General features: G+C 41.7%; 19 protein-coding genes. 1 reads left to right on the top strand and 18 read right to left on the bottom strand.

All coding sequences use genetic code 11. The annotated features are described in order from the left end of the window. Positions 1 to 123: 123 nt before the first annotated feature. The 15 genes from E4T79_RS05550 to E4T79_RS05480 all read right to left on the bottom strand — a co-directional run bounded on the left by E4T79_RS05550 (position 124) and on the right by E4T79_RS05480 (position 15,066). Entirely contained in the window at positions 124 to 1,143 is a 1,020-nt protein-coding gene (locus E4T79_RS05550; RefSeq protein WP_135028514.1) for a lipoate--protein ligase, read from the bottom strand. Further along, positions 1,130 to 2,029: an NAD-dependent deacetylase gene (locus E4T79_RS05545; RefSeq protein WP_135028453.1), complete on the bottom strand. Its 900-nt coding sequence runs from the start codon at positions 2,027 to 2,029 to the stop codon at positions 1,130 to 1,132. The genes E4T79_RS05550 and E4T79_RS05545 overlap by 14 nt, the downstream gene beginning before the upstream one ends. After that, complete coding sequence (locus E4T79_RS05540) at positions 2,026 to 2,811, bottom strand: protein-ADP-ribose hydrolase (RefSeq protein WP_135028452.1); 786 nt, start codon at positions 2,809 to 2,811, stop codon at positions 2,026 to 2,028. Before E4T79_RS05540 ends, E4T79_RS05545 begins: the two co-directional genes overlap by 4 nt. Next, a complete protein-coding gene (locus tag E4T79_RS05535) occupies positions 2,804 to 3,136 on the bottom strand; it encodes a glycine cleavage system protein H (RefSeq protein ID WP_135028511.1) in 333 nt (110 codons plus the stop codon). Before E4T79_RS05535 ends, E4T79_RS05540 begins: the two co-directional genes overlap by 8 nt. A gap of 13 nt (positions 3,137 to 3,149) precedes the next feature. Then, the gene (locus tag E4T79_RS05530) at positions 3,150 to 4,139 is read right to left on the bottom strand and encodes an MsnO8 family LLM class oxidoreductase (protein ID WP_135028450.1); all 990 of its coding nucleotides are present in this window, start codon (positions 4,137 to 4,139) and stop codon (positions 3,150 to 3,152) included. After that, a complete protein-coding gene (locus E4T79_RS05525; RefSeq protein ID WP_135028448.1) occupies positions 4,136 to 5,335 on the bottom strand; it encodes an NADH-dependent flavin oxidoreductase in 1,200 nt (399 codons plus the stop codon). The genes E4T79_RS05530 and E4T79_RS05525 overlap by 4 nt, the downstream gene beginning before the upstream one ends. A 1-nt stretch (position 5,336) precedes the next feature. Continuing rightward, positions 5,337 to 6,170: a protein--protein lipoyl transferase gene (locus E4T79_RS05520; protein ID WP_135028446.1), complete on the bottom strand. Its 834-nt coding sequence runs from the start codon at positions 6,168 to 6,170 to the stop codon at positions 5,337 to 5,339. A gap of 283 nt (positions 6,171 to 6,453) precedes the next feature. Continuing rightward, on the bottom strand, positions 6,454 to 6,822 hold the full coding sequence (locus tag E4T79_RS05515; protein WP_135028444.1) for a helix-hairpin-helix domain-containing protein: 369 nt from the start codon (positions 6,820 to 6,822) through the stop codon (positions 6,454 to 6,456). A 38-nt stretch (positions 6,823 to 6,860) separates the two neighbouring features. Continuing rightward, entirely contained in the window at positions 6,861 to 7,115 is a 255-nt protein-coding gene (locus E4T79_RS05510; RefSeq protein ID WP_135028442.1) for a DUF1912 family protein, read from the bottom strand. Positions 7,116 to 8,652: 1,537 nt separating this feature from the next. Further along, positions 8,653 to 9,657 (bottom strand): aldose epimerase family protein, encoded by a 1,005-nt coding sequence (locus tag E4T79_RS05505; RefSeq protein WP_135028509.1) that lies wholly within the window; start codon positions 9,655 to 9,657, stop codon positions 8,653 to 8,655. Positions 9,658 to 10,271: 614 nt separating this feature from the next. Beyond that, positions 10,272 to 10,676 carry a PTS sugar transporter subunit IIA gene (locus tag E4T79_RS05500; RefSeq protein ID WP_135028440.1) on the bottom strand — a complete coding sequence of 135 codons (405 nt, stop codon included), beginning with the start codon at positions 10,674 to 10,676 and terminating at the stop codon, positions 10,272 to 10,274. 10 nt (positions 10,677 to 10,686) lie between these two features. Next, positions 10,687 to 11,514 (bottom strand): PTS system mannose/fructose/sorbose family transporter subunit IID, encoded by an 828-nt coding sequence (locus tag E4T79_RS05495; protein ID WP_135028438.1) that lies wholly within the window; start codon positions 11,512 to 11,514, stop codon positions 10,687 to 10,689. After that, a complete protein-coding gene (locus E4T79_RS05490; RefSeq protein ID WP_135028436.1) occupies positions 11,501 to 12,406 on the bottom strand; it encodes a PTS mannose/fructose/sorbose/N-acetylgalactosamine transporter subunit IIC in 906 nt (301 codons plus the stop codon). Before E4T79_RS05490 ends, E4T79_RS05495 begins: the two co-directional genes overlap by 14 nt. Positions 12,407 to 12,799: 393 nt before the next feature. Then, positions 12,800 to 13,285 (bottom strand): PTS sugar transporter subunit IIB, encoded by a 486-nt coding sequence (locus tag E4T79_RS05485; protein WP_135028507.1) that lies wholly within the window; start codon positions 13,283 to 13,285, stop codon positions 12,800 to 12,802. A 2-nt stretch (positions 13,286 to 13,287) separates the two neighbouring features. Further along, positions 13,288 to 15,066 carry a beta-galactosidase family protein gene (locus E4T79_RS05480; protein WP_135028434.1) on the bottom strand — a complete coding sequence of 593 codons (1,779 nt, stop codon included), beginning with the start codon at positions 15,064 to 15,066 and terminating at the stop codon, positions 13,288 to 13,290. Positions 15,067 to 15,216: 150 nt separating this feature from the next. On the opposite strand from E4T79_RS05480, the gene E4T79_RS05475 reads away from it, so the two are divergent. Further along, positions 15,217 to 15,927: a GntR family transcriptional regulator gene (locus E4T79_RS05475; RefSeq protein WP_135028432.1), complete on the top strand. Its 711-nt coding sequence runs from the start codon at positions 15,217 to 15,219 to the stop codon at positions 15,925 to 15,927. A 299-nt stretch (positions 15,928 to 16,226) separates the two neighbouring features. Here E4T79_RS05475 and E4T79_RS05470 read toward each other — a convergent pair whose 3' ends face one another. The 3 genes from E4T79_RS05470 to essB form a co-directional block, all read right to left on the bottom strand. Beyond that, positions 16,227 to 16,958, bottom strand: a complete 732-nt coding sequence (locus tag E4T79_RS05470; RefSeq protein ID WP_135028430.1) for a GntR family transcriptional regulator — start codon at positions 16,956 to 16,958, stop codon at positions 16,227 to 16,229. A 546-nt stretch (positions 16,959 to 17,504) separates the two neighbouring features. Further along, complete coding sequence (gene essC / locus E4T79_RS05465; RefSeq protein WP_135028428.1) at positions 17,505 to 21,875, bottom strand: type VII secretion protein EssC; 4,371 nt, start codon at positions 21,873 to 21,875, stop codon at positions 17,505 to 17,507. Between the two features lie 11 nt (positions 21,876 to 21,886). Next, positions 21,887 to 23,080 carry a type VII secretion protein EssB gene (gene essB / locus E4T79_RS05460; protein ID WP_245168057.1) on the bottom strand — a complete coding sequence of 398 codons (1,194 nt, stop codon included), beginning with the start codon at positions 23,078 to 23,080 and terminating at the stop codon, positions 21,887 to 21,889. Positions 23,081 to 23,085: the final 5 nt, after the last annotated feature.

Raw genomic sequence — 23,085 nt, 5'->3', positions numbered from 1 at the left:
GGGAAGTCACAAAAAATCAACGTCCACTTTCTCAAAGAAATCCGCCCCTTGCCTAGCAAGCGCCTTTTCTCTTACAGCCAGTAAGAAGCTCAGCATAGGGCGAAACACGATATCGATAGCTAATCAACTAAACATCAAATCTAGTAGCTCCTCTGTTGACACTTTCCCAAAATAAGGGGACAAATCTACGTCTGCCAAAACAAGGCTGATGTCGTCTCTCTCCATTCGCTGTCCAACGAGGATTTGCTCAACTTCTGCTACATCTCCTCTTCCGAAAAAATCACCATAGATACGGCAGTGAGCAATCCGCCCCTTATCAATATCCAAGTGAATATCAATGGTTCCTGCCGCAAACCGGCCATCACGATGATAGCTGTATTGCGGTGAATTACCATAATTCCATTCCCAATTTTTGTATTTATCTGCAACCAGCTGATCAATAGCAGCCCAATCTTCCTCTGTTAATTCATATCGCTTGGCCTGTTCAATACGATCAATCCCCAACAATTTGCAAGTCATCAGATTTTTAAATTCATCAGTCGTAATGTCTTGGTATTGCTCTGCTAAATAAGGACGGATACTGCCAACACGGCTTTTGACAGACTTAATCCCCTTTGATTCAATTTTCTTTCGGTTTGGATGAAGCACGCGCTCCATCGCCTCATAGTCAACATCCAACAACAGCGAATACCCACCATAGACGCGATGATTAGAGATAGTCATAGCAGCACCTGAGACCTTTTTGCCCTCAATCACCAAATCATTGCGCCCTGTCTGCTCTACCTGCGTCACTCCCAATTCATTGAGGGCGCAAATAGCTGGAGCATAAGCTCGCTTAAAATCTCCAAAGATACCATTGTCTTGAATCAAATAGCAGACATTAACTGCACCGGAGTCAACATAGACTGCACCTCCACCTGTATCGCGACGAACAAGCAAAATATTGTTCTCCTTGAGATAATCCTCATTAATCTCTACAATGACATTTTGAAACTTACCAATCTCTACTTTGGGATTACAATAATAAGGAAACAAAATATCATCATCTAAAAACACGTGTTGCTGGACATACACTTGCATGGCTAGAGCAACCGCACCATCTGCGATATACTGCCCGTTTCGAATCGGTTCAATAAGATACATCATTTTCTCCTTTACTTATATAACATCTTTTGGTGTTGGCGATTAGATTGGCAATATGACTGGTTAGCTGAACCGTCTGGGAACGAATAGCAGGTGGGATGCGGTACTGCTTTTGGTTCATGGTCACAAAAAGAGCTGCAGGGTTGGCCTGTGTATAGGTTTGAAAGGGATGCTTGATAAACTGCGGTGTTGTATAGCCCACCCCAATCTCCAGATAGAGGACTTGCTGCCCCTCATGCTCTGCTAAGAAGCGAGTATAGCGCTCCTTTTGGGCAAAGAAATCTGCATCTTCCACCATGCCTTTTTCAGCATTGCGCTTATTGATTTCAAAAGGTGCTCCACACTCGGGACAGTAGGGAATCAAGTGCCGCGGTATCTTCATGTCCTTTTGTTCAGCAACCATTCGGCGAATCAAGGTATCATCCCTATAGGTCTGCTGATGACAAAACCTACTACACTGCAACAAGCCATACTCCCCTTGGATATGAAAGACCTTATCCATGTCATAATCCGCTACCGCAAAAGCATTATCTGCGTTGGTCGTGATGATATGATAGGGCTTCGTTTCAAGTATTTCCTTTAAATCCAGATAGGCTTGACCGACCGGCTGATCCAGATAGTTCAACGCAACAAAGCGACTTTGAAAGGCCCAATATTCTTCCAAACCTGCAAACGGATAAAGACTGGCCTGTAGCATGTCCAATAGACCGTATTTTTCAATGAAATCAGGAAAGGCTGTTTCAAAGCGCTCACCAATATAGGTAAAACCGTCTGCTGATGACATTCCTGCCCCGACACCGACAACAATAGCTTCTGCTTCAGCCAAAAGTGCCGCGAGTTTTTCTGGCTCATCCTGCACACTATCAAGCGATTTCCACTTGGTCATCTCTTCTCCTTTACTCCTAATTCTTCTTCATAATAGCAAGCATCTTCTGCCGTATACAAGGTAAAAATAACAGTAAGCTCATAACCTGTCTCCTGCAGCCAATCCCTCACTGTTTGAACGGCGATATACGCCGCCTCTTCTTTAGGATAACCAAATTCCCCTGTTGAAATAGCACAAAAAGCTATGGTCCTAATGTCTTTCTTACGTGCTTGATTAAGGCAAGACAGATAGCATTGCCGCAAGAGGTGTTCCCGAATAAGAGACGGTCTTTTTCCAACTGAAATCCGTGGACCTACCGTATGAAAAATGAATCTAGCTGGTAGGGCATATCCAGCTGTGACCTTGACCTGTCCAACTGGTTCACGGTGTCCTTGTTCTTTCATCAGTTCTGCACAAGCATTACGAAGCTCCATTCCTGCATAGAAATGAATAGCATTATCAATACAAGTGTGATTGGGAATAAAGCAGCCCTGTAAGTCACTGTTTGCTGCATTGACAATAGCATCCACCTGTAAGTGACAAATATCCCCATAGTAAAGCAGAATATGAGGAGAACGAGTTTCCTCACAAGCTTCTAGAGAACACTGGTGCTTTTCATGATAGGCGGTGAGGAACTCTTGTTCATAAGTCAGGTAAGCCTGCGAAATCGGACCTGCTGGGCGCTGGTTGACTAAGCCTCTCCACACCCTGACAAGCTCTTCCTTATGTTCCAGCATGACCTCTTTACCACCCAGTAGGAGAATCATCTCCCTTAGTAACTGAAATTCTCGTTCTTTATGCATCTTCAAGAGCTTCAAAAGCTGCACTATCAACATCTGTCAACTTGACTAGCCAATGTTCTTCTGGCTTTGCCGAGTTCAATAAGAGAGGCTGTTCCAAGGCTGCTGTATTGCGTTCTAGAATGGTACCAGCTAAGGGGCTTACAATCGCCATAACCGTTTTTGAAGCCTCTAGGTTCAAAATGACATCCTCCTTTTCCAGATAGTCTCCTTCTGAAAATTCCACGTAGCCAATGGTTCCAATATCATCTTGTAATTCTGGTGTCATACTGATGACATAATAGTTGTCTTCCTGTTCAATCCAAAGGTAATTTGCAATTTTTTTCATCATAACTTCTTTCTTATTTATCATTCATCTGAATCTGTATCAAGAGCTCCAAAGCCCTCATGCGATGTGCTATGTCAGGTATCAAGGGAATAAAGATGACTTCATCTGCTCCTGATACCCTCACAAGCTCATTAACCGATTGCTCGACTGCTTTGACATCTCCAACTAAAATCCGCGTGCGGTTGGCTGCAATCTGAGCTCGTTCAGCTTCTGTCAAGGTATATGCTTGCGCTGTTTTTATGCTAGGATAGCAAGAAAACTCATTAAAATCCTCTTTCCCTAGCATCCAGATATCCAAAGGTTTAGCGAAACTTTCTGCCATGTCCATGGTTTCTGCAATGACGACAAAGAGAGCCAAAAGGAGTTTCTCTTTGTTCTGGGCAAACGCTGTACATTGTTCTCGATAGATTTTTCCGAGTAGCCTTGCTGTTTCCAGCGGGTTTTGGGCAATAAAAGGAAAACTCCCGTAGCTAAAGCCTAGTCCCAATCGCGCCGCTTCATGCACCGAGCGCCCTCCTGTTCCTAGTACAAAGAGTTCAAGAGAAGAAGTAAGCTGCGGAGTGGCCACAATCTCCTCTTTTTTATCTTCCAAATAGTGAAGCAGGGTCTCTAACCATGTCCCATAGTCTCGGTTGGTATAAAGGCTCTTCATATGCTGGTGTACCAGAGCTGTCCCCAGCGAATTTCCCAAACCGATGTCTATCCGCCCTGGATACAGGGTTGCTAAGGTACGAGCAATTTCTGCCACCTTATAAGGACTGTAGTGTAACCCCATAATTCCACCGGACCCTATTCGGATTTGTTTGGTCTGACTGGCTAGATGAGCCATGATAATCTCCGGAGCGCTAATGGCAAAGGCAGAGAGGTTGTGGTGTTCGGCAACCCAAAAGCGATTGAAACCAAGTTCATCAGCTCGCTTTGCTAGTTTAAGAGTCGCGCCTAAGGCATCAGCTGCTGTCTGTCCCTCATCAATCACCCCATAATCTAGAATGCCAAACTTCATGATTTCTCCTCCCTGTAATTGACAGCCAAGCCTCGAAATAAACTGCGCGAATCTGCAGGTAAGGACTCCCCATAATCCATTAAAGGCACGATATCTTTAAAAGAAGCGTTCGGAATGGCTAAAGAGGGTAAGTCCACTGCCTTAATTTTCAGATGAATCTCGTCAGCACGACCTGCCTTGATTTTATGAACAAATTCAGGATCCACGATGAAAGGCGTTGAAGCCCCGACTAGGTCTGCATGAGCAAGTGCCTCCACTGCCTTTTCAGGACTGTTAATCCCTCCTGTCGCCATGATTGGCAGACGGCCACCCAAGCATTGATAAAGGACATCATTAACCAAAAGACCTTGGTAAGGTCCCTTAGAGCGCACCCGATTGCGAAAAACATCATGCCCCCAACTAGCAATCGCTAGATAAGCAAGTGGTACTTTCGCCACTGCTTCATCCATCAGTTGGAGAAATTCCTCAATCGAATAACCTATCTGATTGCCTCTTGTTTCCTCAGGTGTTGCTCTAAAACCCAGTAAAAATGGATCGGTTGCTTCCCTTGCAATCACTCCATGAACAGCCTCTAAAATTTCAAGAGTTAGCCTTGCCCTGCTAGCAAAATCCTGCGCTCCATAGACATCCGTCCGCTGATTAGAAAAAGTAGAGAAAAACGTCTGAATTAACAGACGTTGGGCTGAGGACACCTCTACGCCGTCAAAGCCTGCTAAAATAGCCCGTTTCGTTGCCTGACGATAATCGTCTACAAGGCTCTTGATTTGCTCAAGTGTTAATTCTTTGACATCATGGGGAAATGGGGACTGCAACCGCATAGGACTTGGACCATAGACAAAGCCCTCTCGCGCTAGTGTGTGCGAGGCAAAACGCCCCGCATGAGTCAACTGTAAAATCGCTCTCGCTCCCTCTGCTTTCATGGCTTTCGCTAATTGACTGAGACCCGCAATATCCTCATCCTTTGCTACGCTAAAGCCAAATTCAAATAATTGACCGTAAGGATTGACATAGGCTGCTCCTGTAATTTGCAAGGGTGCAGATGCTGCCCTCCGCCTAGCATAGGCCAAATCCTCCTGACTAACATAACCCTCCTGACTAGAAGAATTGGTGACCATGGGTGACAGGACAAAGCGATTGTCTAACTCTATTCCCTCACCTAAAGAAAAGGGGCTAAATAAACTACTTGTATCTGTCATATCAGCCCAGTCCTACTTTCTGATGATGCTCCATCGCTTCTTTCTTCCCCTTTGCAAAATCTGCTAGACTTTCCATACTCAAGGCACAATTTGCTGGTATGTGTCCAATCCTCATGATAAATCGGCGTATACCTGCTACAATATCCTCCAAACCAACAGACTGATCCAATAAGTCTGACAGGGTTGCCATAGAAGCAGGATTGACCCTAGGATAGGTCAAGAAAGCAGCATCCTCTCCGATAGCTGCTTGGTAAAAGTCACGGATTAACTCCCCGCGCTTAGCTTGATGCCCTGAGAGACTGATATAAGCTGAAATGGCAATGCCTGACTTGATACGCCTTTGGGCTAAACCGGCAAATTTCTTGCCCTTGATACTCAAATCATAACTACCAGGGCAATAAGAATCGCTGATTTCCCCCACTTCAACCTCAGAATCCTCTAAAGAAAGGAGCTCCTTTATACAAGTAACCATAAGGTGATAGGCCTGCCCCATATCTACTTTATCTGCGCCCAAACGCTCAGGGATAATCAACGAAAGATTGACAATCCCTGCATCTGCTACAACAGCTAGACCACCGATTGAGCGAACAAGAGGGGTATACCCCTGCTTACGAATCACTTCCAAGCCCCGTGCAAGATAGGGCAAGCGACAATCTGCCATACCTAGAATAACCGTTTGTTCTAGGGGCCAAATATGCCAAATAATCTGTTCTTGATTCCGATTCACTTCTTTCAAAAAAACATCTGCTAAGACCAGCTCATCTAGGCTACTTCCAATCACACCCTCTGACGACTGGTAGATTGTATGTCGAAAGTCTGCTAACGTTTGTAACAATAGCAATGATACCCCTTTCACAAATATAATTCCATTCTAACATAATATAGGCATAAATCAATCGATTGATTTGAAAAAGAAAAAGCGAGGATAGCCGTACAAGCCCTCACTCTTCGTCATTCCACTTGATTTTAATACTGGCCTGCAAACACTCTCGTAGACCGTTGCAAGGTCAGAGATGGAGCAGCTTCTACTTACCTTAACAGCAATAAGCACATTGGAAGTATCAGACACGAATTACTGATCGTTGCTGCCTAACTGCTCACCCCAGCTCAAGTAGTTCTTAACCTTTCAAGGCAATGCCTTTTTCCTTTAATTGCTTAATCGTTGCTGCACCAATGCCTTTCAAACCAAGCAAATCTTTTTCTGTCCACGCTGCAAAGTCAGCCACACTCTTAATCCCTGCTTGATAGAAAGTTTCCAAACGACTAACTGGAATGCCCTCTAATTCTGGTAGGGCTTGAAATTCCTCTAGATTTGTAGCTGCCTGATGTTTGATATCTGCTACCACTTCCTTGACTTGTTCAACAGCCTTATCAACGACCGTTTCAGCGACATCAACAACTTTCTCCAACTGTTCACGGCTAGCTTTCTTCAATTTTGCCCACTCACGTTTCAATACTTTTTTTCGGTTTACTTTTTTCTTCGCCATTTTTTCTACTCTCCTTTTTATCGTCATTCCTTATATTTTTAATACTGTCTCTGAGCAAATAATTCATCTGGTAGGTCATGGAAGTTTTTACCAGCAGCGTAATTAGCAAATTTTCCTTGAATGAAGCGATAAGCATCTACCTTACTCTCATAGCGGATATAAGCATCTGCTGCCCGCTCATCCTTGTCTTCTTCTAAGACACGGCGACTTTCTTCCATAGCCATTTCATTGATCATTACTTGAGTATCGATCCAAGTCTCGAACTCCTTTAAAAATTCCTGTTCATAAGTCATTCGCCAATCCTCCTATACACCTGTATCAAATATCTAATATAAAATATATTCCAAGCTTCCCTAACATTCATCATTTACATCGCAAACGACCTTGTAGGTTATATGGACAAATTACCTGCATGCTTCTGACTCGCTTCACATCTCAAGCTTGTCTCGACAATCTTGATGCAAAGCGGCTAACCCTAGCAATCATTTCAACAGGTCGTACAACTTGGAGATTGGAATCCGTTTAAAGCGCAGTACTTCGTTCATAACCCCAGCACTCTATTCCTCCTTGTGAACGAACACCATTTCCATTGGCAAATGTTGTAAGATAAAACGAGCCTATTTCACAGACAAATAGCCATGGTACTCAATGATTGACTGAAATATGAAGTAAATCCCCCTCTTCACCCTAACCCTAGCTTGAGCGACACATTTTAGCAAAGATAGTGCAGCACATTAGGAGATTGAAAAAAACAAGTCCACCTTCACACATCGTCCCCATTATAGCACATTCTATAAGAAAAAGGAAAATTTTCAAGTAAAAAATGCGTTTTTATCCCCCACTGCTAGAAAAGCACAAATGATATTCTAAGCCTTTTATAGTCATTTCGTTTATATTTTTATTACTTCATTCACTCGTCTTGCTGTACCATTGAGAAAAGTTACACTTTTCTTATCTGTCACTTGAAATAGTTATCAACTATTTCAACTACCTGCGACTCCTTGCCTAGTACTAAAAATAAACGAAACGGCTATAATACTCTATAGAAATCAATATCTGACTAGCTTTCACAATTCTTAGTGGTGAAAACTTGAAGATACGGATCAGCAAGCGAGACCCCTCTAAACCAAAATGCAGCAAGGAGAAGTAAGGTCGGAAGAAATGGATAATTGACCAATAGGAAATTTTTCCAACCGTTATTTTATGTTTATAAGAAATCTTGCTGTAGAAAAACAAGACACGAGAGCGGTTAAAAAGCGAATGTACCCTGTGCCTAAGAAACTCTCCGCTGGATAGTTTCTTCCATATCTGTAAAGCAGGCATAGCCTGCAACAGCTACGGTTAAAATAGGAAATACGACGAGTGAAAAGCTCCCGTGGAGGTTTTCAGCCTACTTCCTAGGAAGCGTTTAACACAAGTGTCACTCATTTTATTTCCAAACTTCAACGGCCTTATAGCCATTGAAGCAAACAACTATTTCTCAGAGATTTTGATGCAATCTCTGAGAAGTGGAGATGGTCTTTTCGCCTAGGTTCATCATAAGACCAAGGTAGAGGATAACAAAAGTCGTCACAAATGAAACGGAGGGAGAAAGCAGATAGCTACTGCCAACAACAATGTAGGTCAATCGCCTTACAGTAATGTTTTAAGCAGACCTCAATTATTAGTGTCTAGAAAATAATCCACTGGAGTATCCTCGCATAGCAGTTCCCAAGCTCGGGCTAAAATACTCCAGTGGATGATTTTAGCCCTCCACCAGTACCATTATAGCAAATCATCCATGCTCTGAAATTTTATGAGGCAAGGACTGCTATCCCTGCCTCTTTCCTGCTACCACTCAAAATGATAGCATGTCCGATGTTCAAATAACTGATCTTTTTCTAACAAAATGGACCCAAATCCCTCCAGGTTGCAAGCATTAGGAAGCCCTTGACATTCCAAACTAAAGGCACCATGAAAGGCTGCCATGCCCTCACTTGGGAAATTATAGGTATAAATGACTACCGCTGGCTGGTTGGTTTCAACCGTCAAACGAATTTTCTGATCTGGGCTGACGACCTCTACTGGCTCTGCCACCTTATCCAAAACCCATGGATGATCATAGCCCTTAACCAGTTGATTTTGCGGGTGCTCTAAGGCAAATCCTTGAGCAAATGTTCCACCTGAGCGAAAGTCAAAGGGAGTTTTCTCAACAAGATCCAACCTGCCAAGTGGCAGATTATTCTCACCAAGTGGAGCATAGGTCTGAGCTGCAATCCGCACATGGTGATCTGCAATATCTTGAGTAATATCACCTGTCAAATTAAAATACACATGGTTGGTCGGATTAAAAATCGTATCCTTATCCGATTGGGCCGTATAAGAAATCTCTACCCTATTTTCCTCGGTCAAACGATAGCAGGCTTTCACACGCACAGCCCCTGGAAATCCATTAAAACCATCCGCAAGCTCAATTGCAAAGCAAACGCTATTGGTTTCCTCGTCCACTTCTACATCCCAATAGTGTTCATTAGCTGTATTCAAGCCACCATGCAAAGTGCGACCTGGTTCGTTTTCAGTAAAGGAGTAAACCTGCCCCTTAATGTTAGCCTGTGCTCCAGAAATGCGTCCTGCCACTGGTACAATGGTCGCACCAGGATAGGCATCTTTAGCCAGATACTCTTCATCTGATGATGCCGTCATAGTCAGATTGCGCAAACCACCATTTTCCTCCACGGGTACCAAAATTTCTACAATCCTTGCCCCAAAATTGGTCAAAATCACTTGCATTCCAGCTTCGTTGACCAAACAGTATTTTTTAGCTTTTTTACTGCCAAATTGACAAACTTCTATCATCATTTCTCCTTTCACCAAGATACGAGGGCGTGTAAAAAGCGAATGAAAAATAGAAAATACGACAAAGAAGCATTTGCTTCTAGGAGTATTTATCTTTTTTCCGAGCTTTTAGCCCGAGTTCAGTTAAACCAAGATACGAGGGCGTGTAAAAAGCGAATGTACCCTGTGCCTAAGAAACTCTCCGCTGGATAGTTTCTTCCATATCTGTAAAGCAGGCATAGCCTGCAACAGCTACGGTAAAAATAGAAAATACGACAAAGAAGCGTTTGCTTCTAGGAGTATTTATCTTTTTTCCGAGCTTTTAGCCCGAGTTCAATTAAACCAAGATACAAAGCCCGTAAAAACTCAAAGCGAAAATAGGCGGCCGAACAGAAGCGAAACGCTTCGTTGTGAGACCCCTGCGAAGATAGCTAGGCTCGTCACAAATGAAATGAAGAGAGGAGCCAGCTAGATACCGCCCTGCAAGCAATGAGCTTGGTATCTAGTTGATTTTCATAAAATATAAGTTTACTGGTTAAAAATCAAATGTCTTTCCCAATGTCAGAATTTGATTGTTAACAAGTGAAACCAAACAAGAGTTGGCATTTCTGCCAACCCTTTAGGATACTTAAAGCTTACTCATCTTCATCATCTGCCATGCTTGCTAGTACATCATTCACATACTGAATGTATTCTGATGTACTTTCATCATAACGTGATGCCGTCCCAAGAAGGGCATCGTTGATAAAACGAATAACCATTGGCATGTTCATTCCTGCATAGAGCTCAATCGCGTGACCCTCTAAAATCAATTTGCTGACCACATTACAAGGTGTCCCACCGAGCAAATCTGCAAAGACAACAAAGTCATCTATCCCTTGAATTGTATCTAAAAATTTCGCTTGAAATTCTTCTGGACCCTCTGCAGGGAGCAAGGCAACCGTATGAATCATGTCTTGTGGACCCATAATCATTTCTGTACTTTGCTTTAACCCCTCACAAAATTGTCCATGGCTTACTAATACTAAATGTTTACCCATACATCATCCCTTACATCATTTTAAATACAAAGTGACCAATAGCTGATAGAGCAAGAGCCACTAAAATAATGATGCCGATTGCTTTTGTAGAATTCATACCTTTACGACCTAACAACCAGAAGATAGCTCCTGTAACCAATGCTGGCAAGAGGCGAGGGAAGATGGTATTCAATAAGTCTTGAATGTCAATCGTCTTTTCGCCAAGTTTTGGTAGCCAAGAAATCTCAACGTTAACCATGGTCGCAATCAAGGCCCCCATCATGAATACACCAAGAACAGAAGCCGCATCAACAAGGGCATTCAAGGTGTCACGCATGGTTGTCACTAACTTCACGCCCTCTTTATAGGCAAACTCTAACTGTTTCCAACGGAAGATGTCATAAAGAAAGGCCACAGCTACCCAGAGAGCGATACCAACAATACCAGCAAGGCTGCCGCCAGCTGCCATAGAAGCCGCAATCGTCCCCATAATCGCCGGAATAAGCGAACCAAAAATAGAATCCCCAAGCGGTGCAAATGGTCCCATCAAACCAGTTTTAATCCCGTTGACCGCATCTTTTGCTTCAATTCCCTCTTTTTCTTCCAAGGCAAGATCAAAACCTGCGATAATGGTATGAAAGAAGTTGGAAGTGTTGAAGAATTGAGTATGGGTCTTCATCATTTCTTTCAATTCTGGAGTGCCATCTCCATACATCTTACGAAGCTGTGGCAAGAGCATGTAAAGATAACCAGAACCTTGCATCCGCTCGTAGTTCCAACCCAATTGGTAGGTAAATAAGCTACGCTTGTTAATTTGATTAAAATCTTGTTTTGTTAATTTGTAATTAGATTTCGTCATCTTCAATTTCCCCACTTTCTACGTTTGATACTGGAGCAGCCACTACGGTACGACGCGCATTTTGATAATGAAGTACTGCAAGTAGGATACCGATGATTGCGATACCAATCATAGACAGACCCTTAAAGTTATTTACAAATGCAACACCTGCATCTGCTGGAAGAGTTCCAACAATACCAGCAACAGCCCCACCTAGAGATGAAACATTACCGTAAAGAACTGTTAGCATAGCAGTAAGCCCAAAGCCGACTGCAAGGTAGTGAAGGTTGCGTTTCAGTGGAAGATAGTGAAGTAAGATAGCAAATCCAAGACCAGGAAGCATACGTGCTGCGAGAGTTAGACCTGCTGCAATCCATTTGTACTGTGGTAATTCAATACTTTTAACGAGGGTTTCAACGAGACCACCACCAAATGTAAGAGCTAGAAATACCGGCAATGCCCGAGATAAAGCCCATGGAATAGCACCTAAAAGATAGTTGCGCTCAATTCCTTTATAGTCAAAGCGCTCAACCGCTGCATCCACACGATGGGCGAAGTAGGTAGTTGTGAAGCGACCCAAGATATCTGTATAAACCAAGAGACCTGCTACTGGTACACCAATCGTTGCGATTGCAATTTCTGGATCAAGACCTTGCGCTACAGAGAAAGCTGTCGCAAGAACTGCACCTGAAGTTGCATCAATACGCGATGCACCCCCGAAAGTTCCAACGCCAAGCACAACCAACTGCAAGCTTGAACCAATCAAGAGACCCGTTTTCAAATCTCCCATTACTAGACCTGTAATGAAGCCTGCAAAAATAGGGGACCCTGCAGAAGATACGATTGTTAACTCATCACAGATTTGATATGCTGAGTATAACGTAAGTAAAAGAACTTGCCACCATTGAATCATGATGTAACCTCCTAAAAATTTTTATAATATACAAATGAAATAACACTCTACAAAAATCAACATCAAACCGCCCGCAAGCTAAGATTTCGAAAAAGGAGAACAGAGCTACTAGCCTTAGCTAGCTCCAAATATAGCATACCTTTGGAGCTATGGCTCCCTTTAGAAATAACGTTCATTGATTGCAAGCCAACCCGCCCGATAGCTACCACCACAGTTCATTTGTGATGAACCTAGCTAGCTTCAACAGCGGGGTAGCAATAGTCTAAAGATAGATTGCTGAGAGTTGGAAATAAAACGAGTGATACTTGTGTCAGACATTCCTATCTCTTATCCAGCCACTCAACAAGATAGGTGAACGATGTAAGAAGCTGATTTTTGACAGGTATTAGCTGCCTATCTTACCTTAGCAAGCAAAGGTAAGAAGTCTTTAGCAGTATCACCTGGTACCATTTGATGAACCAATTTCACACCTTTAGCATTTAATTCATCAAAGACCTTGATGTCTGCATCTACAACATTTACAGAACGAGTAACAGAGCGAGATTCAGATGATTGGGACATATTTCCAACATTGAGTTCAGGTATTTCAACCCCTCTTTCTACCAATCCTAAAAATGGAGCTGGACGCTTCCCTACGATTAAAAGACGTTGTGAGTCATATTTACCTGCTAAGATATTGGCTGCTGCCTTTTCAACTGGTAAAATAGATAATTTCACACCAGCAGGACAAGCCAACTTCAAGCCTGATTTTTCAATGTCGTTATTGACCACCTCATCATCTACAACCATAATTCGTGAAATGTTGAGTTTAGTTGTCCAAAGATTAGCCACTTGACCATGAATCAATCGACCATCAATACGTGTTCCTATAATTGCCATCATTATTCTCCTTTTTCTTTATACACATGCTCCTGTGAAAAACGAAGGTTCTCCCTATACTTGCCCTCTGTTTCAAAGACAATAATTTCATTTTCTCCTTTCTTTAAATATCCCTTTGGTATATAGAGAGAAAGAAGTGGGCCTCGTTCCCAGAAACGACCTATATTTTCTTGATTAACAAAGACAACCCCCTTACCAAAACCTGTCATATCTAGATAGGTATCTTGGCACTGCTCAATCCTTACATGATAACGATAGAAAGCGGGTTGATTTTCTTTCCATTCTCCTGTAAATACAAGCTCATCTAATCGCTCAAGTGGGAGCGGGTACATGTCCCATTGTCCGATAAAATGTAAATCTGCAATCACTCCGCGCCCAAGTCCCTTACATTGAGTTGGTGCTGTCAACTTATGACCATAATTCACCCGCCCCATATTTTCAACTAAAATACCTACTGTTGCGGTTGTATCAGCTTGTTGAAAGCTAATCTCTTCCCCAATTTCTTCCTGATACTGGGTCGCAATCTTTTGACCATCTAAAAAGACTTGCACCCTATCTCTGGCATCAATGATGCGCAAACGTTCGTCAGTAGGCTTATCTTTTTCAATTTGTGTCCTATAGTAAGTATAGCCAACATTCTGACCTAGCTCTTCCATCGATTTTGGATAAAAAGCACTCTGGCGGTCGCTTATATTTTCCAGTGCGGCAAACAAACTCAACTTGTCATTCAAAGCTACGATTGGATAAGCCTTTGCTTCTTTAACCAGGGGTTCTGCATAATCAAGTTGCGGATAACGCTCTTTCATTAAGGCTTGGAGGGCGTAGAATTTTTTGGTTGGATTGCCCGCCTCATCTAAAATCGCATCATAGTCATAGGAGGTAATCTGCGGTAAATCAATCTGTCCGCGTGCCGAACAACCATTCATAAAACCAAAGTTGGTACCACCGTGGAACATGTAAAGATTAACACTACCAAGCTCAACTGCTTCCATGACAGCCTGAGCCAACTCATCTGGATCCCTACGAATGATGTCTTCATCCCAACGATTGAACCAACCGTCCCAAAATTCCATACACATGAGTGGCCATTTTTTATCATGTTCTTCAAAGAAAGCCTGTAATTGCTCGAAATTCCCCTTAGCATTTGAACCAAAGTTCGCTGTGACCAGTATATCCTCGTCAATCAAGGTTCCAGCTCGCAAAGTCGCTCTCCAAGAACCATCTGAGGTAAATAAAGGAGCAGTCAAACCATGCTTTCTCATCAGAGCAGCTACTGCCCTCAGATAGTCTTTATCCTCACCATAAGAACCATATTCATTTTCTACTTGGAACATCAAGATATTGCCCCCTTGGGACAGCTGATGTTTGGCTAACTTTGGTAAAAGAAAAGCATAATAATCATCCACATGTCGTAGATAAACTTCATCCCTTGAGCGCACACGTACCTGCTCTGTCAATAGCCAAGCAGGAAGACCACCCCACTCCCATTCTGCACAAATGTAAGGTGACGGACGAACAATAGCATATAAGCCAAGCTCCTGCGCAATCGTTAAAAAGCGCTCAATATCCAAGATACCGTCCGTTGTAAAAACACCCTTTTGAGGCTCATGCAAATTCCAAGGAACATAAGTTTCAACTGTATTAAAACCTAAAGCCTTCAAATTATACAAGGAATGATACCAATCATCTGGATGCACTCGAAAATAGTGAATCGCCCCTGATAAAATCTTAAAAGGCTGATTATCAATATAAAATTCTTCTCGAATCTGAAAAGTATTCACTGCGCTCTCCTTGTAACCGTTTTCTTGTTTTCTATCAATATATTAACACATTTTACTGGTTATGTCCAGTTGTTTTTTTAAAATTTTTCTATTTTCATAAAAATTTAGTATAATAAGTATATTAAGATGTGTGATCTAAAGGAGAAAATCATGAAAGTACCAAAATATCAACAAATACAAAATGACTTACGTCACCAGATTATTTCAGGAAAATTTGAAAATGGTGATAAATTTTATACCGAGGCTGAATTAACCAAACTCTACAATGTTAGCTCTATCACCGTCATTCGAGCCGTTAACGAATTAGTCAAAGATGGCTATCTCGTTCGCCAACAAGGAAAGGGAACCTTTGTCTCCCGCTCTCGCAAGGGTAAACTCGTCGAATTTTCAGATATTGAAATCTTTCCACTTGAGAAGGATAGCGTGGAGGTTCTAGCCTGTGAAAAAGGCAATGACCCACGTATTCTGGAAAAATTGGAGCTTGGTAAAAACTCTTACTATTATAAAATTATCCGCGTTCGCTCGACTGAACAAACACCCTATATCTATCATCAGTCCTACATTCCAGCACGCTATATCAAAGAACCTGATGCAGCACTCACCCATTTCAAATCCATTTATCAGCGCTTTAAATTGGACTTTAACCTACACATGTCCGAAGAATTCTATTCTGAAACCAACGAAGTCGTCTTTCCTACCCCAACAGAAGTAGCAAAACATCTCAATATGACAGATAACGAACCAAGTATTTTTCAGGTTCGGACAACCAAACGAACAGGGACAGAGGAAATTCTGGAATATATCGAGACCTACAAACATTGGAAATTCTTCAAATTTGAAATTGTAGCCAATAAACACTAACTATTTTTAAGCCTATAAATCAAATGCGCAGGCAATCAGACTTGTAAGACTCCAATAGGCAATATTCTAGTTAGAAGATATAGTCTTTTCGTTTACTTTTAGTACTAGGCAAGGAGCTGCAGGCTGTGCTAGCGTACGGCAAAGCGAATGAACGAAGTAATAAAAGATAAACGAAAGGACTATAAGACGGGGAGAAAAACTCAAGTTTATAGCTAATCATCATAACTAAATCTAGCAGAAAAGGCTTAACATCAATAGTTTATAATAAACTTGATGCTAAGCCCTTTTTATTTATCCCCTTATTCTCCGCGTGTGTGGATAATCTTGTAGCGAAATTGATCAGCACGTGCAATGCTAAAGGTATATTCAATCATTCTATTTTTATCATTGTATGTTTTTCGAACCAAGTGCAAAACCGCATCTCCATTATGTATATCAAGAAGATTTGCTTCATTCTCAAGTGCGATACTGGCATAAAATTCCTCTTCTGCCAAACGAATAATCTGACCGTAATCTTCTGCAAAAATAGCATATAAAGATCGCGTCTGCAATTCCTCCTCAGACAAGGAATCAAACACCAAGGCAGGTACATAGGTCCGCTCTAACATCATAGGAATTCCGTCAGCTAAGCGTAAACGCTCCAACTCAAAGACAGGCTCACCAATTGCAATCTGCAGGCGTTGAGCTAAATAATCCGTCGCCTGAATCCGCTCGAAAGATAAAATTTGTGTGTTGGGAACGCGACCGACCCTGCGCATTTGTTCCGTAAAGCTATAGGCCATTGATAAATCAACTACTTGATGCCCTACTTCTGACACAAAAGTCCCCTTACCATGAACCTTATACACCAATCCCCTTTTTTCTAGTTCCTGCAAGGCCAAACGGACAGTAATACGGCTAACACCGTAAACCTGTGTCAATTCTCTTTCCGATAGCAATTTTTCATTTGCTACCATCTTGTCTCGAATTTCTGTCTCAAGAGTCTCGACTAGTTGAAGATAAAGAGGCTTTGTACTAGATATATCAGCCATGGTATTTACTCCTTTGTTGGTTATAACCACTATAAGTATAGGCTATTTTCTCTCTAAATGCAAGCTGGACAATACTCCTGCCCCCGTTACTTTTACTTCTCCTCAGTTGTAATACAAGAATACCCACAATTTCCCTAAAAATTGTGACAAATATCCTGGAACTAGGAAATTCAAACACAGAACCATGACTACCATAGGCATCTAAGCACAGCTTTCTCCTTGTTTTAAACTGTTTTATATAACTTTTTTCACATCCCTAACATCTCCTCTGCTTTACTCACAAAGAGATAAGCCCCGCTTAGTATACAGCTTCAACACTCTTGAGGGTGTAAAAACTCATCTCCACTTCTCAGAATTCGGATCGACCTCTCAGCGCATTAGTTGATTACTTCAACAACTATCCTGCCATTGAAGCAATCAACCACTGCGTCAACGGCATTCGGTTCATAAAGTGAGAAAGCTGGGACTTTTTACCCAGCCTCCTGCAGCTCCTTGCCTAGTACGAAAAGCCAACTAAAAGACTGTAAGATCTGCCCGCATCACATTCTACATTTCAAGTAATTGTACAAACTCATATCTTTCCGGATAGAGGATATAGCCTTGATTCGGTTGGAGAGGTGGTTCATTGTTCATATACGGATAGCGGGTATGATTCTGATCACTGATGCGAACACCTAAAAAGACTTGTTCTACTAGCTGAAGCATGAGCTTGACATAACTATCATAGCTGTTATTGACCAAATCTTGATAGCTTCCTATAAAGAGCAGTGTAATCCCGTTCCTAGCTCCGTCAATCAAAAGAAGCTTCATGTCTACTTCACTCAAACAAGCACTCATTCCTGCTGTAGCAATATCAGGAATAAGGACTAAACAATTTGGATACGCCACCTGTGGATTAGCAACCCTATCTTTTAAGTCCTCCACAATGGTGCGAAAAACACCGCCTACTTCTAATCCACTTGTAAAGCGATTGGCTCCCTGAAAAAACTGTCTTGGTATCTTCTCATTGTTATCAAGTACGACAACATGGTACTGTTCTTTCAATCGTTGGATATAAAAATCCAGGATCTTATAGTAATGATGAATGGAAACCAGCCTTTCGGCAGCCATTAAGATAGGAGCTTCAAAATGAAAACCGACGGGCTGTACCCACTCCCTCTCTAAGCCAAAGACAAATTTGTTAGTAGAAACCGTAAGATGATCAACTGTTACCTTTTCAGGTAACATCGCTACACCACTTGGCAATTCACCTCGGTAGGCAGCTTTCATCGCAGATACTTCTTGTGCCACCTCTTTAATATAGTCACCATATTGTTCACTAAGGTATGGTAAGGCGATTTGAAACTGGGTAATTTCATCTAATTTCATGACTGCACGCCCCTTAATCTCATCTAGTTCAATAGTCGAACGTCCTACAATACTTGATAGATCGCCTGTATCAAACAGAAAGAGAGAAAGTTTCGTTTTAAAATTAGACTGAAGCTGTAATCGCATTGCATGGAGACGAGACATGGTCGTCACAAGATACATGCCCAATGAAGCACCATCTCGGGCAATGATATTCAGGACATCATAGAAAACATCCACAAATAGTGCATCTATGACACTATCAAAACCATCAATCATAATGAAGAGTGTCGGAAAGCTAGATGCAGATAGTTGGTTATACTGGTGTAAATTCGTCGCTTTCAATTCCGACAAGGCCTTTTTACGCTCCTTGACCATCTGTTGAAGACGACGCATGGACTTCAGAATTTTCTCTGTTTCATCGAGGGTAAAATAGTCTGCTACATGTGGGAAATCTGATAGAGAAATCAAACCACTTGTCCCAAAATCATAAAGATAGAAATGCAGATTAGCTGGCGATTGTTTTCTCATAGCATCTACAGCCAAACTCTGAAGAAAAGTGGATTTCCCAAACCCTGGACTAGATACTAGAAGAATGTGTCCTATTTGTTCCATATTGAAATAAAGTGGAGATTGCTCCTGCCTTTCTGGAATATCCTGATAACCGATTAAAATCTCTAGTGGACTAGGCTTATGTTTCCAATAATCGTTAAAATTTACCGATTGTAAATCATGAGCATACACTCTCTCTTCTAGCGGAGGTAACCAAGGGCTGGCCACTTTAGGGAGCTGCAAACTCTCAAATAATTCCTGAGTTTTTCTAACAATCGCGTCTAGTTCTGTTGGAATGGTTTTGACCTCTTTCTGGTATACTAAACCACTTAAATCTTTGTTAATCGGTACGTACTGACCACTATCTGTAATCTCATAGATTGTGGTTTCTCGTTTGACTTGATGTTCCCCATCTGGATTATAGTCCGCCCCTGACCAGGCACTTTGGAATAGCTCGTAAATTTCGTTATTCCCAACCTGCAGGTAAGCCCTGCCTATTTGAGTGATTTCTGCCGCATCTGGGGTTTTGATGACTTCTTGTGAATCCGCAACATCTTGAACTTTTAGAGCTATCTTACATTTCGAGTTGGACCAGATTTGATCATTAACCACACCGCTTGGTTTCTGGGTAGCTAGAATCAATTTTACTCCCAATGAGCGACCAATACGGGCAATAGAAACCAGCTCCTCTATAAAATCTGGTTGATCGGCTTTTAATTCGGCAAATTCATCACTGATAATAAGCAGTTGGGGGAGGGGTTCACTTACTTTTCCCTCTTTAAAAAGCTTTGTATAGTGATGAATATGGTTTACATCATTTTCTAAGAAAATTCGCTGACGTTTTTTTAACTCTGCCTTAATGGATACAAGGGCGCGATTGGCTTGACTACCGTCTAAGTTGGTAATTGTTCCTACAAGGTGTGGGAGGGGCGCAAACAGATTGGCCATCCCTCCTCCTTTGTAGTCAATCAATAAGAAAGCTACTTCATATGGGTGGTAATTGACAGCTAGTGATAAAATATAGGATTGAATCAGTTCAGACTTCCCTGACCCTGTTGTTCCAACAATTAAGCCGTGCGGTCCATGAGCTTTTTCGTGCAAGTTTAGATAGAGAATGTCATCACGTCCACGAACTCCCAATGGAACTGCCATGGTTTGATAGGTCTCATTTTTCGACCACCGGGTCACTATATTCAGTTCTTCAACGCGACTAACCCCATACATCTCTAAGAAAGTCACACTATTTGGAATTGAATTGCCTAAAGTTTGAACATGATGAATCCCTGCCATATTCCGGGCAAAATCCTCCTTAGACTGCATATCAATCATCGGTAAAGGAACAAACGATTTATTCACATAGCGACCATTCTGAAGCAAAAGAATCGCTTTCTTATCTCCTTGATAATCCACAACGGTCTGCACATGTTCTGGTAAACTTTCAATGACTTCTTCTACAAAAATAGAATGAATTCCCAAATGAGATAAATCTTCATTGATATATTCTCTAATATTGTGGTCTAAAAGGAGACTTAGATCTGTAATCAACAAAATATAACGAGGGGCATACTGCTTTTCAGTATCCTTATCCTGCTCCCTATCTAACTTTCTCTCCTTAACAATCTGATAGAAAGAGGTCAGTAACTGATCTCGTGTCCGTTGATTATAGACAAATCCACGGCTGTTAAAGGCTTGAATCTTGATATGGGGCAACCAACGGCTCCAATTCCAAAACGACAGTTCTTCTTCACGGAAAATGGGAATAAATTGCACATCATGGTAACTTTGGAAAGCAGCGATTTGCATCAGCTGCTGCTGAACCTGCTCCATAACAATCCTACGATTTCCAATATAACCAATGGGACTAGCAATCGTATGTTGAATCGGAACTGAACTTAGCATTTTATAGTACGATACCAGTTCCTGCACCTTTTGTCCTGCTTCCTCATTACAGTTTGTTAGCTCGGCCTTGCTATCGTCAATTTGGAAGCTAGCCGATACTTCTCCTAATCCCAAGTGATAGGTCAAAAAATCAAAATGGTAGGCTGCTTTTTCATACATTCGCCCATCCGTTCTTTCTGCCATTTCAAGAATGGTCTGCATATCTGGATAGTGATACAGGAGTGCTGCTATCTGCTCCTCTTTATACGCTGACAGTTCCTTGTATTTCGTATCTAAATACGACATGTAGTCCTGTAGTATTTGTACCTGTTTTTCTTTATGGTGTTTCTTATCCGAGAAATAGGTATAAAGAGAGGTTCCAATTGTGATAATGGACATCCCCATCATCATGAAGACCATTCCTCCACTGCGAGAAAAGAAATAGATAAAACCTGTACATACAATCATCGCTAGAGGAGTGCTTAAAAGCTTCAGTAATGACTGTTTCACAATAGCTTCATCTGCTGGAGCAGAGGCAATGGTAATCTGCCCGTCCGGCTCTCTTAAAATAATGCGAGGTGAGCGATGAAACTCTCTCGCCTGCCCCTCTACTACTGGCTCAAAAAAGTTCAATAGAGAAGTTTCAATATCAAAAACAGTCGATAGAAAAAGAAACTGCTTCTGAAGAGATAGTACAATCCCCTCCTCTAAAACAAGAATATCATTTTCCCGAATAGCTTGTTTCCCTGACTGCTTGCGACCATTTAAAAAATACACATCACTACTGATAACAGCAATCTCACTATTCTCATGAAAAGTGTAGACAATTTCTCCCGAGTAACCTCCTAGACAAATTGTCGCCTCTTTTTCACCTGATAAGTAAAGAACATCTTTTGGGAGAAGAAAGTACTGAGGTTCAGGAAGAATCATGAGCCTGACGGTTACAGTTTCTGATAAAGCAATCACATGAACCCCTATTGTATACTTCTGGTCTGCTAACCACACCATTTCTTTGTCCACTTTTAAAGAAAGAGAAGTCCCAAGCGGGATTGGAATATCCGATCCCACTTCTTGAGCTAACACATAATTCTTTTCTGGATAGAGAGGATAAGCATTTTCTCCATAAATAAGATACATCATCTCTCTTCCTCCTACCTCTTCGAATGTGATGAGGAACGTGTAGTAGCTGATGACGAATCGTCTATCTCCACAGCTTCTCCCTGCCCACTATTATCAGAAACAGTCAAATATTGCAGTTTCAACTCTTGTAATTTCGACTTGTAGCTATTCATCTGCTCTGTCCGTTCTTCAGCAGTCATATCTGGATTCCGCTGAATCTCATCCAATTTCTTCGTCATTCCGTACATCAATAATTGTGGATCATCTAAAAAGCTGGCAATATCAATCGCTTCATCAATCTTAGCTTGTCCAAGTAAGACCCAGTAACGAAGATAGTCTTCATTAGATTGACGAGATATCCTACTTAATTCCGCTTTTTGTTCGTCTGTTAAATGCTCTGTCATCACCACTGAATACGCAACAATATATTTATCATCTCGGCTTAGTGATGTACTGTCTACGTATTTCACTATTGAGATGACTTGTGAATAATCTTCTTGAACAAATGCTAGTCGAAGCGCCGAAATGATTTCCTGCCTTGGCAAAGCAAAGAATAGAAAATAGCCCAGCCCAATCAATGAACAAACGGCCATAATGACGGAAATAAGGACAGAAAGCTTCAATCTCGTAACGAGTGTGTGACTCACTCTTAAATAGTGCTGTTCATTGAACTGCTTCTCCGCTGTATATTTTTTTTGAAGTAAGTTCAACACATCTGGGATTGTTTCTGCCTCTAAAACAGTCTCACAAAAAAGATTTCCTTTGTAAAAAGAGATTTTCCCATCCAGCAAAGAAAGATAATCTGTCTTATCGTCTAAAAGGGATAAAATCATCGCTCTATAGCCTTGAAGAAATTCTTCCTCTGTTATTGGGACGTAGGGTGGTACTTGTCCTTTGATTCCCCTATGGATAAATCGAGGACTAGCATTCATCGTAAAAACGATAGATTCTGGTTCAAATGAATACGTGTATTTAGAAACCTCTAATTCCTTATATAAGTGACCAATATTCAAGAGATGACGTAATCGTTCTTCCACCGTTAAACCACTCAAGCGTTCCCAGCCATACATCCCATTTTCAAGATAAGCTTCCACTAACAGCATTTCCCCTTGGACACTGATAGCTGCCGTAAGAAAAAGAGGATGTCTAGCCTCTAGTAAGGCATAAGCTATCTCACGATTTCCTTTTATATCCCCTAGGGATAGCTCTATTGTTAATTCGTTCATCACTC

Source organism: Streptococcus sp. LYSM12, from assembly GCF_004569635.1.
In the GTDB taxonomy this organism is placed as follows: Bacteria; Bacillota; Bacilli; order Lactobacillales; family Streptococcaceae; genus Streptococcus.
This window is presented reverse-complemented; position numbering and strand designations above follow the sequence as displayed.